At 64.5% G+C, this 13125-nt stretch carries 11 protein-coding genes; 7 read left to right on the forward strand and 4 right to left on the reverse strand.

Annotated elements, in window-relative coordinates; genetic code table 11:
* Positions 1-13: 13 nt before the first annotated feature.
* The 6 genes from C0V82_RS23755 to C0V82_RS23780 all read left to right on the forward strand — a co-directional run bounded on the left by C0V82_RS23755 (position 14) and on the right by C0V82_RS23780 (position 5690).
* Positions 14-478, forward strand: a complete 465-nt coding sequence (locus C0V82_RS23755) for a nuclear transport factor 2 family protein (protein ID WP_102114894.1) — start codon at positions 14-16, stop codon at positions 476-478.
* Positions 479-550: 72 nt separating this feature from the next.
* Positions 551-1444, forward strand: coding sequence for a LysR family transcriptional regulator (locus C0V82_RS23760; protein ID WP_102114895.1), 894 nt, complete (start codon positions 551-553; stop codon positions 1442-1444).
* Between the two features lie 55 nt (positions 1445-1499).
* A complete protein-coding gene (locus C0V82_RS23765) occupies positions 1500-3041 on the forward strand; it encodes a carboxylesterase/lipase family protein (RefSeq protein WP_102114896.1) in 1542 nt (513 codons plus the stop codon).
* A 240-nt stretch (positions 3042-3281) separates the two neighbouring features.
* Complete coding sequence (locus C0V82_RS23770) at positions 3282-4211, forward strand: 2-dehydro-3-deoxygalactonokinase (RefSeq protein WP_102114897.1); 930 nt, start codon at positions 3282-3284, stop codon at positions 4209-4211.
* Positions 4211-4843 (forward strand): 2-dehydro-3-deoxy-6-phosphogalactonate aldolase, encoded by a 633-nt coding sequence (locus C0V82_RS23775; RefSeq protein WP_188595045.1) that lies wholly within the window; start codon positions 4211-4213, stop codon positions 4841-4843. The genes C0V82_RS23770 and C0V82_RS23775 overlap by 1 nt, the downstream gene beginning before the upstream one ends.
* Before the next feature lie 106 nt (positions 4844-4949).
* Positions 4950-5690 carry a FadR/GntR family transcriptional regulator gene (locus tag C0V82_RS23780; RefSeq protein WP_102114898.1) on the forward strand — a complete coding sequence of 247 codons (741 nt, stop codon included), beginning with the start codon at positions 4950-4952 and terminating at the stop codon, positions 5688-5690.
* A gap of 122 nt (positions 5691-5812) precedes the next feature.
* On the opposite strand, the gene C0V82_RS23785 is transcribed toward C0V82_RS23780, so the two are convergent.
* The 3 genes from C0V82_RS23785 to C0V82_RS23795 all read right to left on the reverse strand — a co-directional run bounded on the left by C0V82_RS23785 (position 5813) and on the right by C0V82_RS23795 (position 10547).
* A complete protein-coding gene (locus C0V82_RS23785) occupies positions 5813-7333 on the reverse strand; it encodes an FAD-binding oxidoreductase (protein WP_102114899.1) in 1521 nt (506 codons plus the stop codon).
* Between the two features lie 115 nt (positions 7334-7448).
* Entirely contained in the window at positions 7449-8774 is a 1326-nt protein-coding gene (locus C0V82_RS23790) for a sigma-54-dependent transcriptional regulator (RefSeq protein WP_102114900.1), read from the reverse strand.
* Between the two features lie 3 nt (positions 8775-8777).
* Positions 8778-10547, reverse strand: coding sequence for a sensor histidine kinase (locus C0V82_RS23795; RefSeq protein WP_158660167.1), 1770 nt, complete (start codon positions 10545-10547; stop codon positions 8778-8780).
* Positions 10548-10759: 212 nt separating this feature from the next.
* On the opposite strand from C0V82_RS23795, the gene C0V82_RS23800 reads away from it, so the two are divergent.
* On the forward strand, positions 10760-11518 hold the full coding sequence (locus C0V82_RS23800) for a hypothetical protein (RefSeq protein WP_102114902.1): 759 nt from the start codon (positions 10760-10762) through the stop codon (positions 11516-11518).
* Positions 11519-11568: 50 nt separating this feature from the next.
* On the opposite strand, the gene C0V82_RS23805 is transcribed toward C0V82_RS23800, so the two are convergent.
* Positions 11569-12912, reverse strand: coding sequence for a dicarboxylate/amino acid:cation symporter (locus C0V82_RS23805; protein ID WP_102114903.1), 1344 nt, complete (start codon positions 12910-12912; stop codon positions 11569-11571).
* Positions 12913-13125 lie beyond the last annotated feature (213 nt).

A 13125-nucleotide genomic window follows, 5' to 3' on the forward strand; every position in this document is an offset into this window, starting at 1 on the left:
CCGGAGAAGCCCCATGTCCCGTCCCCCGCTGCCCCCCTTCACCGAACAATCCGCCATCGAGAAGGTGCGCCTGGCCGAAGATGGCTGGAACAGCCGCGACCCGGCCAAGGTGGCGCTGGCCTATACGCCCGACACGCGCTGGCGCAACCGTGCCGAATTCCTCAATGGTCGGGCCGAAGCCGAGGCCTTCCTGACCCGCAAATGGAACCGGGAGCTGGAATACCGCCTGATCAAGGAACTCTGGGCCTTCACCGGCAACCGTATCGCCGTGCGCTATGCCTATGAATATCGCGATGACAGCGGCCAATGGTACCGCGCCTTTGGCAATGAGAATTGGGAGTTTGCAGAGGATGGCCTGATGCAGGCCCGCCACGCCAGCATCAATGAACACCCGATCACAGAGGCCGACCGAAAATTCCGTTGGCCGCAGGGCCGCCGGCCTGATGACCATCCGGGCCTGAGCCATTTCGGGTTCTGAGGGGGCTTGCCCCCCACCCTCCCAAACTCTGCTATGCTATCCCTCCCCCAAACCCCCACGGAAGGGACAAGGATGGATCGCTGGCAGGCCATGCGCATCTTCGTGAAGGTCGCGGAGACGGCCAGCTTTGCCGAGGCGGCGCGCCAGTTGAACCTGAGCGCGCCCGCCGTCACCCGCGCCATTGCGGCGCTGGAGGAAACCATCGGTGCGCGCCTGTTCGTGCGCACCACCCGTTCGGTGAAGCTGACGGAGGGTGGGGGGCGCTACTTGGAGGATTGCCGCCGCATCCTGTCCGACATTGTGGAGGCAGAGGCCGCCGCCGGCGGTTCCTATGCCACCCCCGCCGGCACCCTGTCGGTCACGGCCCCGCTGCTGTTCGGGCAGATGCATGTTCTGCCCATCCTGCTGGATTACATGGATACCTACCCCGCCGTGGCGGTACGTACCCTTTTCATCGACCGGTCGGTCAACATCATCGATGAAGGCGTCGATATAGCCCTGCGCATCGGACACCTGCCGGACAGCGCCTTCACCGCCATCCGTGTGGGTCGCGTGCGGCGGGTCATCTGCGCGTCCCCGGCCTATCTGGCGACGCATGGGGACCCGAAACAGCCAACCGATCTGCATGAACACCGCATCGCCGCCCCCACCAGTGCCTGGGCCATCCATGAATGGCGGTTCCGGGGGGATCAGCGCCTGACGGTTCACCCCGCCCTGCAATGCAACACAAACGAGGCGGTGATCAGTGCGGCCCTGGCTGGCTGGGGCCTGACGCGCGTGCTGCATTACCAGATCGGCCCCGCCCTGGCCGAGGGACGGCTGCGCATCGTGCTGGCAGAGCATGAGGAGGAGCCGGTTCCCGTTCATATCCTCTATCCGGAGGGTCGGCATGCGCCCGCCAAGGTCCGCGCCTTTGTCGATATGGCGGTCGACCGGTTACGCGCCAACCCGCTGCTGAACGGGTAGCGGGACTGCCCCACCCTTGCTACCCTGCCGATATAACAAACGGGGAAACGCAGGGATGAACGCCAGGGCACTGATCCTTATTGCACTGTTAGCGGTACCGAACGCCGTCGCCGCAGATGCCCCCCTGGCCCGGACAGAAGCGGGGGCGGTGCGCGGCCTGACCGCCGATGGTGTGGACAGGTTCCTGGGTATCCCCTTTGCGGCCCCACCCGTGGGTGACCTGCGCTGGCGGCCCCCGGCCCCTGCCGCCGCCTGGAGCGGCGAACGCCCTGCCATCACCTATGGCGCCGACTGTGCACAAAAGCCCTTTATCGGCGATGACGCCCCGCTGGCGACCATTCCGGCGGAAGATTGCCTGTTCCTCAATGTCTGGCGTCCCGCCGGGGCGGCTGGCAAAAGCCTGCCGGTCATGGTCTGGATCCATGGCGGCGGCTTCGTGAATGGCGGCACCTCCCCCGCCATCTATGACGGGTCGCAGATGGCGCGCGATGGGGTGGTGGTGGTCAGTGCCAATCACCGACTGGGCCGGTTTGGTTTCTTCGCCCATCCCGCCCTGACGGCGGAGGCGGCGGGCGGCCCCACTGTCAATTTCGGCTTCATGGACCAGATCGCGGCCCTGCGCTGGGTCGCCGCCAATATCGCGTCTTTCGGTGGCGATCCGTCCAATGTCACTATCTTCGGGGAAAGTGCCGGCGGGGAATCGGTCAATGTCCTGTTGACCACACCGCTGGCTGCCGGCCTGTTCCACAAGGCCATCGCCATGTCGGGCGGGGGGCGGAACACGCTGCTGCCCTCCCCCGGTTTCAAGGAAGGGGAGGCAATCGGCACCCTGTTCGCCCGCAACCAGGGGATTGAAGGTAGTGGGCCGGAAGCGCTGGCCGCCCTGCGTGCCTTGCCGGCGGAACGGCTGGTGGGTAACCTGAACCTTGCCACCCTGGGCGGCACAAAGGATTATTCCGGTCCCGTGATGGGGGTGCAGTCCATGCCCGACGAACCGCTGGCCCTGATGCGGGCCGGCAAGGCGGCACGGGTTCCCTACATGGTCGGCGCCACCAGCGATGATGGCTGGCATGAGGGGGGCAGCAAAGAGGATGTGCTGTCCCGCTTCGGCCCCCTGCGGGAGGAGGCGGCGCGGATTTACGATCCCAACGGCACCGACACGGCGGAAAAGGTGGGCCACCGCGTATCGGGTGACGCCATCTTCATCGAACCCGCCCGCGCCACAGCCCGCGCTATGGCAACGCTGGGCGTGCCCGTCTATCACTACCGTTTCTCCTATGTCGCCGAACGCATGCGCGACCGCTGGCCCGGCACACCGCATGCCAAGGAACTGCCCTTCGTATTCGACCATGTCCTGCCCCGCTACGGCAGCCGCACGACATCGGCAGATCTGGCCATGGCGCCCCGCCTTCGTGCCTACTGGACCCACTTTGCCAAGACGGGCGTCCCCGCTCCCGCTGGTGATCCCGCGGCCCCCTTGTTCACTGTGGGGCAGGAAAAACTGATTGATTTCAGCAATGACGGGCCGGTCGTGACGCCCGATCCGTTGCGGGCCCGCCTGGACCTGACCGAACGGCGGCTGGACGGGCGGCCATAAAAAAAGCCCGGCCCCTATTCGGGGGCCGGGTCCATCAGGATCAAGTCTTATGGGAGGGTGGTCCAACAGGGTTCCGCGCCCGAGGAAGGGGAAAGCGGTATCGTCACCACACCGGTCCTTTATTTATAGGATAAATCTGATCAGTCAAGCCTGCGGTCTTTGCAGTCGCGAAAATTATCATATATATCCGAAGCACGCTCAGGGATCAGCTCAACGACCCTTCCACCGGGGGAAAACCATATGCGACGCGGGCCATTCATTGCCGGCGACTGGGGTACCAGCAATCTGCGCCTGTGGCTGTGCGCGGACGATGGCACTGTGCTGGACCGGGCGGAAGGGCCAGGTGTGGCCGCCGCCACGGGCCGGCTGGAAACCGTGTTTCTTTACGCGACGGGGACCTGGCGCGCGGCCCATGGCCCCCTGCCCACCCTGATGTGCGGCATGGTCGGCTCCACCATCGGCTGGGTCGAAGCGGCATATCATCCCTGTCCCGCCGATGTACGCTCACTGGCCACCGGCCTGACCCGGTTCACCGCCGCCGGGACGGAGATAGCTATCGTGCCGGGTCTGTCGACGCGCACCGCCCTGGACGCGCCCGACGTGATGCGCGGGGAGGAGACGCAGATCCTGGGCGTACTGGCAAGCAGACCAGAGTTGGCCGAGGGCCACCATCTGCTCTGCCTGCCCGGCACCCACGCCAAATGGGCGCTGCTGAATGATGGGCGGGTGGAGAATTTTCAGACCGGCTTCACCGGCGAACTATTCGCCCTGCTGCGGCAGCATAGCGTGCTGGGCCGGGGTACCGACGGCTTGCAGCCGCAGGTGGGGCCGGCCTTCACCCTGGGCGTTGAACGCGCCTTGTCGGGGATCAGCCTGTCACACCTGCTGTTTCAGGCGCGGTCGCGGCAATTGCTGGACGGTATGAATGCACAAGATGCCCTGTCCTTCCTGTCCGGTCTGGTCATCGGGGGTGATGTCGCGGGCGGACTCGCCATGATGGCCGGCCTGCCCGACACGCCGGTGATCCTGGTGGCCAGCCCGGCCCTGATCCAATCCTATCAGGCTGCCCTGTCCGTCGCGGGACGGGGCGGCATCGGCCTTGATGGCGGTGACCTTGCCCTGGCGGGCCTGCTTTCCATCCGCGCCGCAACCCTTGCCGGAAACCTGTGATGACCCATCCGCTCGCCCATTTCCTGACCGAAAGCCCACTGGTCGCCATTCTGCGCGGCGTCACGCCCGATACGGTGCTGGCCATCGGACAGGCGCTGTTCGATGCCGGCTTCCGCGCCATTGAGGTGCCGTTGAACAGCCCGGACCCGTTCGACAGCATCGCCATTCTGGCCCGGCATTTCGGTGACACCTGTCTGGTCGGCGCCGGCACGGTCCTGACACCGGAAGCGGTGGAAAAGGTGGCGGCGGCGGGCGGCCGGCTGATTGTCACCCCCAATACCGATCCTGCGGTCATCACCCGCGCGGTGGAACTGGGCCTGCTACCCATGCCCGGATTCGCCACCGCGACAGAGGCCTTTGCCGCTATCAGGGCCGGCGCGCGGCACCTGAAACTGTTCCCTGCCGCCACCTATGGCCATGGCCATATCAAGGCCCTGTCGGCGGTGATGCCGATGGATGTGAAGCTGTATGCCGTTGGCGGTGTCGGGGCGGACAACCTGTCTGTCTGGCGCTCGGCGGGCGTGGCCGGCATTGGCGTCGGCAGCGAAATCTACAAGCCGGGCCTGACGGCAGATCAGGTTGGCATCCGGGCACAGCAGATTATATCGGCTTGGTGCAGGACAGATGATTGATATCGTTGTCTTGCCTTTATCTGCCGGCTGCTGAATATGCTATTGGGCACGAATGATCAGGGGGCACCGCCGGGGTGGGGGGTGACCGAAGGGGGAGCGGAAACGCATGAGCGTGAATGAACGGGGCTTGCGGGCGGAATCCGGCCGGAACTTCACCTATGGCATTCTGCAGCAGCTTGGCGTCGATATTGTTACCGGTACCTACGGCCATTCCAATCCGTTCCCGACGGAGGCGGAACTGTGCAAGCGGCTGGGCGCCAGCCGGTCGGTCTTGCGCGAAGCAGTAAAGATGCTGACGGCCAAGGGCCTGCTGAAGGCCCGGCCACGTCAGGGCACCTGGATTGAGCCGGAGCGTAACTGGAACCTGCTGGACCCTGATGTGCTGCGCTGGCTGCTGGAACGGAAATTTTCGCCGGCCCTGCTTCTGGAATTCACCCAGGTGCGCCTGGCCATCGAACCGGTGGCGGCGTCGCTGGCCGCCCGTCATGCTGATGAAAAGGCAAAGGCCGCCATCCGGGCGGCAATGGCCCGCATGCAGGCGGCTGAACTGGGCGATGATGACCCCCTGACCTCCGACATCGCCTTCCATGTAGCGGTGCTGGAGGCGACGGGAAACCGGTTCTATGCGCAGTTGCGTGATATCATCGATGCGGCCCTGCGTACCTCCATCCGCCTGACCAATCGCCGCAAGGGCGTGCGGTTGGCCAGCGTCGCCGACCACCAGAAGGTGGCTGACGCCATCAATGCCGGTAACGCCGAGGAAGCTGCGACCGCCATGCGCCACCTGATCGTGGAAGCGATGACCTTGATCGAGAACGCGATTGCCACCGGTGAACTATCGGATTGATGAAAGGGGCTTAACGCCACCATCTCCGCATCGGCTCTTAACAATCGCGCGGGTTCAAGTGTTTTATATGGCCTCCCCGGCATGGGTCGGGGAGGCCATATTTTTCTAGCCCCAACAGCCCCTTACAGCGGCTTGATGCCCTGCCCATAATTGAATACCGAATCCCGGTCATACTTGGTTTTCACCTCCCGCAACCGGGTCAGGTTCTCCCCATAATAAGCCTTGGCCCAATCATCCAGCGTGGGGTCAGGGAAGTTCTGATAGGCACCGACAGCGGAGAATGTCCGGTTGGTCAGTGCATAGAAATCCTTCTGCCAGGTCAGATTGTCATTGATCAGGCCCTGCGGGTCCGTCGGCTGCCACCAGTTCATCTCCACCGAGAACAGCCAGTCATTGCCGCGATGGACATAGGCCGTGGCGTCGGCCCGCATGTCGTTGCAGGCCCCGCCCGTCTGGAAGAACTTATAGGCGACGGGCATGGAGGTGCCGGGCTGCAGGCGACCGGCATCGAACAGGGTCTGTACCCCATCGCGGCTGATCCGCGATGCCTGCACATAGCTGGACTTCTCCTGGTAATAGTAGGGGTAGGTTTCTTCGGCCAGATAATCCTGCGCCACCCAATAGGGGATGTCCTCATGGACCCACACCTTCTGGGCCGTCTCCCATAGCGGGCCGAACATGTCCTTCAGGGTCTTGCCCTTAGTCTTATGCAATTGCGCCAGGATCGACACTTCGCTGCCGATACCCTGGCAGCGCTGCTGGATGCTGGGCAGGGTGACATTGATCTTGCTGCCAAACGTATTGGGCATATTGGGCAGCCGGGTCAGCAGCGCATGCAGAACATCGGCCTGATTGTCCGTCCATTTCAATTGACAGACCGACACGGTCTCGGCGGGGAAGGTGCGCAGCAGGAATTCGGTATTGATACCGAAATTACCGCCGGCCCCGCCCCGGCAGGCCCAATACAGGTCGCTGTCATTCTTGGCATCGGCCTTGTGGATCTTGGCATCCGCCGTCACAACGGTGGTGCCAGTCAGCAGATCGGACGCAATGCCGTACATCCGCATGCTGAACCCGATGCCGCCGCCCAGCAGGAAACCCGCCGCCCCCACGGCATCGCAACGGCCATGGGTGATGGTAAGGCCCGCCCGTTCCAGGTCCTTATAGACCAGGGCGTTGCCGGTGCCGCCCTTGACGCGGACGATGCCTTCCTTCTTGTCCACCACCTCCACGCCGGCCATCAGCGACATGTCGATCAGCAGACCGTTGGTGGAGGAATAGCCGGCATAATTATGCCCGCCCGACCGCACAGCAAAGGGCAGCCCCTGCTGCTGCACCCAGTTCAGGGCTCCTTGCACATCCTCCGTCTTCAGACAGCGGGCAATGCCCATGGGCAGGGTGTTGTAGCGCAGGTTGTTGGGTCGGCAGACATCGTTGAAAAACGGGTCCTGCGGGCGCAGCACGCCGCCGCTGACCCGGCTGGCCAGGTCGCTCCAGGCCGATACCGGCGGGCAGGCATTGGCCGGCGTGGCCGCGCGCGCCGCACCCCAGGGCATGGAGGCAGCCAGCGGCGCCACCGCCGCGAACTTGCCCGCCCCGACCAGGAAATTGCGACGAGACGGCTCGATATTGCGCAGCATCATTCCCTCCCCAAGGATATTATCGCTTAGGTTTATAAGGGCATATGCGCAATCGCGTCAACGTGGTGATATGACTTATTAGATTTCTGGGCTTATTCCGGTACCGGAATAATTTTCCCTACCGAAAAGTCTCTATTTCGATCTCGAAACGTTTCAACTTGTCATAAAGGGTTTTCTTAGGAACGGCCAATGCCTCCGCCGCCGCCGGCACATCGCCCTTCTGGTCGGTCAGGGCGGCCATGATCAACTGGCGTTCAAACGCCTCCACCTGCGCCGCCAGCCCAACCGCATCTGCTCCTGCACCTAGCAAGGCCGGCAGACCCAACGCCATACGGTCCGCGACATTGCGCAACTCGCGGACATTGCCGGGCCAGTTATGGGCCAGCAGCGCCTGACGATCCGCCGCTGGCACCAGCGGTGGCGGCGTGCCAAGCCGGTCACTGGCCGTCAGCAGGAAATGGTCCAGCAGCATGGGGATATCCTCGCGCCGCTGCCGCAGCGGCGGGATCGACAGGGGCACGACGTTGAGGCGGAAATACAGATCCTCCCGGAACCGCCCCTGCTTCGACAGCGCGCCCAGATCCTCCTTCGTCGCCGCAACGAAGCGGATATTCAGGGCAATGGAACGGTTGGAACCCAGCCGTTCCACCCGCCGGTCCTGTAACACGCGCAGCAGCTTGACCTGGGCCGCCATCGGCATGCTTTCGATCTCGTCCAGGAACACCGTACCGCCATCGGCGAATTCCAGTTTGCCGATGCGGGTCTTGGCGGCCCCGGTGAAGGCCCCTGCCTCATGCCCGAACAGCTCACTTTCCACCATACTGTCGGGGATGGCCCCGCAATTGATGGCAACGAACGGTTTGGCGGCGCGCTTGGAAAACTGGTGCAGGGCGTGGGCCACCATTTCCTTTCCGCTGCCCGTCTCGCCCAGGATCAGAACGTCTGCCCCCGTATCCGCCACCTGCCGGATCAGCTTTTTCACCGCCATCATGCCACCCGACCGGCCCAGCAGGGCGGCGTCCAGCCCATCCTGCTGCACCAGTGCCTGACGCAGCGCCCCCACCTCCGCCACCAGCCGGCGTTTCTCCAACGCGCGGTTGACGGTGGTGACCAACCGCTCGGACGCAAACGGCTTCTCAATGAAATCATAGGCGCCGTCGCGCATGGCCCCCACCGCCATGGCAATATCGCCATGCCCCGTCATCAGGATGACGGGCAGCCCCGTATCCAAAGCCACCGCCGCCTTCAGCAGCGCTAATCCATCTATCCCCGGCAGCCGTACATCGGTGATCAGGACATCCGCCCCCTCCCGCTGCAAGACGTCCAGCGCCGGTTCCGCCGCCGCAAAGCCACGCACCGGCAGGTCGGCCAGTTCCAGCGCCTGCTCCACGCCCAACCGGACAGAATCATCATCCTCCACCAGCAGGATGCGCGGTACGCCCATGCCCTAAACCCCTTCTGCCGCCGGCAGGTCGATGCTGAAAACCGCCCCGCCTTCCGGCCCGTTCGCTGCGGTCAGACTACCATCATGGTCGCGGATGATGCTGGCCGAAATCACCAGGCCTAAGCCCAGCCCAACCCCCGGCGGCTTGGTCGTGAAAAACGGCTCGAACAGATGCGGCATATGGTTATCGGCAATCCCCGGCCCCGTATCCGCCACGCGCAAAAGCACCCGCTCCCCTGCCACCTCCCCAGACACCATCACACGCCGCACCTCCTGCCCCGTCACAGCGTCCAGCGCATTGCCGATCAGGTTGACCAACACCTGTTCCAGGCGCAGCGGGTCACAGCGCACGGCCAGCCCATCGGCCAGATCCAGCACGATCTCCGCCCCCACCCGCCGCATTTTTTCGGCCAGCAGGGTCAGGGCATTGTCGGTGGCGCCTGCCACGGCCACATCCTCCGGCCGGTTGTCCGACCGCCGGGCAAAGGTGCGCAACTGTCCGGTAATCCGAGCCATCCGTTCCGTCAGGCCGGCGATGTGGCGCAAATTTTCCTCCACCCGGTCCAGCTTGCCGCGTTCCAGGAACGCCGCCGCATTGTCGGAAAAGGTGCGCAGGGCCGCCAGCGGCTGGTTCAACTCATGCGTAATGCCCGCCGATAGCTGGCCTAAGGCCGCCAGCTTGGCCGCCTGCACCAGATCATCCTGCGCCCGGCGCAAATCCTCGTTGGCGGCTACCAGCTCGGCTGTGCGCGCCGTCACCTCCCGCTCCAGTGCTGCCGCTGACCGTTCCCAGGCCCGCCTGGTCCGCCGCCGCTGCCGCCAGTAAAGCCAGCCCAACAGGCACAGCGCCGCCACCCCCACCCCGCCGACACGGCCCACATCGCGGGCCATCTGCACCCCGTCCAGGCTCGACAGAAGGTAAAGCCGCCAGGGCGTGCCCTCCACCGCACTATCGCTGGCCAGATAGGTCACCGTAGCGCCCGCCAGCGTCACCGTCCCGTCGGCACCGGGCCGCCAGTCCAGCCCGCGCAGCGCCACCCCCTCATATTGTCTCGTATCGGCCAGCCGCACCTTCTCCGCATCCGACAGCGGCACCAGTGTGCGAAAGGTCCAGTCAGGTACCGATGACAGGATCACCACGCCATTGCCATCCACAACCAGGATACGGTCCGACAGCCCGGCCCAGCTTTTCTCAACCGGCGCCAGCGACACTTTGACGACGGTGATACCGAGCGTCAGCCCCCCCTCCTCCAGGGCGCGGGCGAAATAATGGCCCGGTTCCCGGCTGGTGGTGCCCACGCCATAAAACCGCCCCGCCCCGCTGGCCAGCGCTTCGCGGAAATAGGGGCGATAGGCAAAGTTGCGGCCCACGAAACTGTCCGCCTGCCGCCAGTTGCTGGCCGCCAGCGTCGTGCCGCCCGTATCCATCAGGTACAGCGCCGCCGCCCCCGTCCGCGCCGCGATCTGCTCCATATAGATATTGGCCGCCTCGGTCGCCGCCGGATCATCCGGGCTTTGCAGGGCGGTGCGCAGGGTGCGCGACAGGCCCAGGATGGCGGGCGTCGTCTCATGCCGCGTCAACTCGCTGCGCAGGCCCGCAATCAGCAGGTCCCGCCTCGGCCCCGCCTGATCCAGCAGCGCATCCCGGCTGATCCCCGCCGCCAGCTTCCCGCCGGCCCAGGCCAGGACAAGCGCCAGCAGGGCGAAGCCCAGCCCGGTGATCAGGCCGGTCCCGACCCGTCCCGGACGCGGTGTAGAGGGGGCAATAGTCATGGCCGACCCAGGATAGGGTGCAGGCCAGCGGCCCGCAAGGCCACACCATACGGCCCTGGCACGCATGACACCGGGGGCAATTTCCAATCGTGCAGACGTGACCGGTAACAACAGATATTATACATTTCCATTATTCCGCCGTTAATAATTGGCGTGACAGGCTGACCCTGCCTCACCCGGAGGCCCCTGACAGTAGGAAAGGAGTTCGCCTCATGCGTGCAACCTCCATAATCCTTCCCGCCCTGGTCACCGCCCTGTTCCTTCCCGCCACCTCCCCCGCCCTGGCCCAGATGGCACCACCCCCGGTCACCGATGACGTCAACCTGTCCTTGCAGGTGGAGGATTGGGTAAAGGCGGAAACGGCGCGCGTCATCCTGGTTGTCGATCTGGCGGGTCAGGCCGGCGGGGTGAACCGCGCCGACCTGTTGAAAACCGCCGCCGCCATCGCCGACCGCACCGACTGGCGCGTCATCGCCATGGACAAGGTGTCCGACAGTGCCGGCCTGGACCGCTGGCGCGCCATGCTGGAAACCCGCCTGCCGGAGGGGCGGCTGGCCGGCCTCGCCGAACGGGCCAAGCGCGCCAGCAAGCCCGGACAGCAGGTACGCATCGCTGCCGTGCGGTTTGAGCCAACCCTGCAAGAGATGGAGGCCGCCCGTTCCGCCCTGCGCGTCAAGCTCTATGCCCGCATCAAGGATGAGATTGCCCTGCTGCAGCAAACCTTCCCCGACCGCCGCTACCGGGTACAAAGTCTTCGCTTTAACGAGAACAGCGGCGGCTACCGCGACGCCGCCCCACCGCCGCCGCCGCCCTTCATCCCGCCGCCGGAAATCCAGATGATCGGCGACCCCATCCGCACGGAAGTCATCGAGGAGGTCGCCCCGGCGAACGAAAGCGGTAGCGGGCAGGAAGATAAAATGATCGTGCAGGCCATGGTGTCACTGGGCGCCTTCGCCGGCCCCACACAATGAAACGAAAAGGCCCCTCTCCCGGCGGGGAGAGGGGCCTTAGCACTTAACCCTCATTCTGCCGGGGCCAGAACGGCGCGCGGACGCTCCACCGCCTCTTCAATCCCGGTCGGGTTGGCCAGTTCGGCCTGCATCTTGGCCGTATCCAGCGCGCCTTCCCACTTGGCCACCACCAGCGTGGCAACACCATTGCCGATCAAGTTGGTCAGCGCACGCGCCTCCGACATGAACCGGTCAACGCCCAGGATTAGGGCGATGGACGCCACGGGGATATGGCCCACGGTGGCCAGCGTGGCCGCCAGCACGATGAAGCCCGACCCGGTCACCCCGGCCGCACCCTTGGAGGTCAGCAGCAGCACCGCCAGAATGCCCAGTTCCTGCCAGATGGTCAGATCGGTATTGGTGGCCTGGGCCAGGAAGATGGCGGCCATGGTCAGATAGATGCAGGTGCCATCCAGGTTGAAGGAATAACCGGTCGGCACCACCAGACCCACCACCGACTTTTCCACGCCCAGCTTGTTCAGCTTGGCCATCAGGCGCGGCAGGGCGCTTTCCGAGGACGAGGTGCCCAGCACGATCAGCAACTCTTCACGGATATAGCGGATGAAGCGGGTGATGGAGAAACCACAGACCCGCGCCACAACGCCCAGCACGCCGAAGATGAAGATCAGGCAGGTGGCATAGAACGCCGCCATCAACTGCCCGAGCGAGATCAGCGTATCGACCCCGTACTTGCCGATGGTAAAGGCCATGGCGCCAAAGGCACCGATGGGTGCCACCTTCATCAGGATACCGACAATCTTGAAGAAGATGCCCGAGGCCTGATCGATCAGGTGCAGCATGGGCCGGCCCTTGTCACCCAGGCTTTGCAGGCCAAAGGCAAACAGGATGGCGATGAACAGCACCTGCAAAATCTCCCCCTCGGCAAAGGCGCCGACGACGGTGGTGGGGATGATATGCATCAGGAAGGCGACGGTCCCCTGCTCCTGCGCCTTGGCGGCATAGGACGCGATGGACTTGGTGTCCAGGGTGGCGGGATCGACATTCATGCCGGCCCCCGGCTGCCAGACATTGACAATCACCATGCCCAGAACCAGGGCGATGGTCGTCAAAACCTCAAAGTAAATCAGGGCCTTGAACCCAACCCGCCCCACCTTCTTCATATCCTCCATGCCGGCAATGCCATGGACCACGGTCAGGAAGATGATGGGCGCAATCAACATCTTGATCATCTTGATGAAGGCATCGCCCAGCGGCTTCATGCTTTCACCCACCGACGGGTAGAAATGCCCCAGCGCGATGCCGACGGCGATGGCCACCAGCACCTGCACATAAAGGCTCTGATAGAACTTCTTCGGCGCCGCCGGGTTGGCGGCGATGCTGGCACCCTGGGCCATGTCGCTTCTCCCAATTAATCCGTGTCCGCCGGGTTGGGAGGCCGCATAGCCCCGTCCCGCCTTCAGGGGCCTATAGGCATGTGCTGTGCCAGGGGGCGGGGTGATGGGGAATCAAGGGGTTGGCGCGGGGTGGGGGCGGGATTTGTCTGGATTTCCAGACAGGGGTAGTGGGGTTTGTGCGGGATTTCGGACGGGGGCATTGATGCTGCCCCT

Origin of the sequence: Niveispirillum cyanobacteriorum (genome assembly GCF_002868735.1) — a bacterium.
In the GTDB taxonomy this organism is placed as follows: Bacteria; Pseudomonadota; Alphaproteobacteria; order Azospirillales; family Azospirillaceae; genus Niveispirillum; species Niveispirillum cyanobacteriorum.

Coding starts and splice junctions, on each gene's coding strand:
- C0V82_RS23755 (WP_102114894.1), top strand. CDS start 14: ATGTCCCGTCCCCCGCTGCCCCCCTTCACCGAACAATCCGCCATCGAG.
- C0V82_RS23760 (WP_102114895.1), top strand. CDS start 551: ATGGATCGCTGGCAGGCCATGCGCATCTTCGTGAAGGTCGCGGAGACG.
- C0V82_RS23765 (WP_102114896.1), top strand. CDS start 1,500: ATGAACGCCAGGGCACTGATCCTTATTGCACTGTTAGCGGTACCGAAC.
- C0V82_RS23770 (WP_102114897.1), top strand. CDS start 3,282: ATGCGACGCGGGCCATTCATTGCCGGCGACTGGGGTACCAGCAATCTG.
- C0V82_RS23775 (WP_188595045.1), top strand. CDS start 4,211: ATGACCCATCCGCTCGCCCATTTCCTGACCGAAAGCCCACTGGTCGCC.
- C0V82_RS23780 (WP_102114898.1), top strand. CDS start 4,950: ATGAGCGTGAATGAACGGGGCTTGCGGGCGGAATCCGGCCGGAACTTC.
- C0V82_RS23785 (WP_102114899.1), bottom strand. CDS start 7,333: ATGATGCTGCGCAATATCGAGCCGTCTCGTCGCAATTTCCTGGTCGGG.
- C0V82_RS23790 (WP_102114900.1), bottom strand. CDS start 8,774: ATGGGCGTACCGCGCATCCTGCTGGTGGAGGATGATGATTCTGTCCGG.
- C0V82_RS23795 (WP_158660167.1), bottom strand. CDS start 10,547: ATGACTATTGCCCCCTCTACACCGCGTCCGGGACGGGTCGGGACCGGC.
- C0V82_RS23800 (WP_102114902.1), top strand. CDS start 10,760: ATGCGTGCAACCTCCATAATCCTTCCCGCCCTGGTCACCGCCCTGTTC.
- C0V82_RS23805 (WP_102114903.1), bottom strand. CDS start 12,912: ATGGCCCAGGGTGCCAGCATCGCCGCCAACCCGGCGGCGCCGAAGAAG.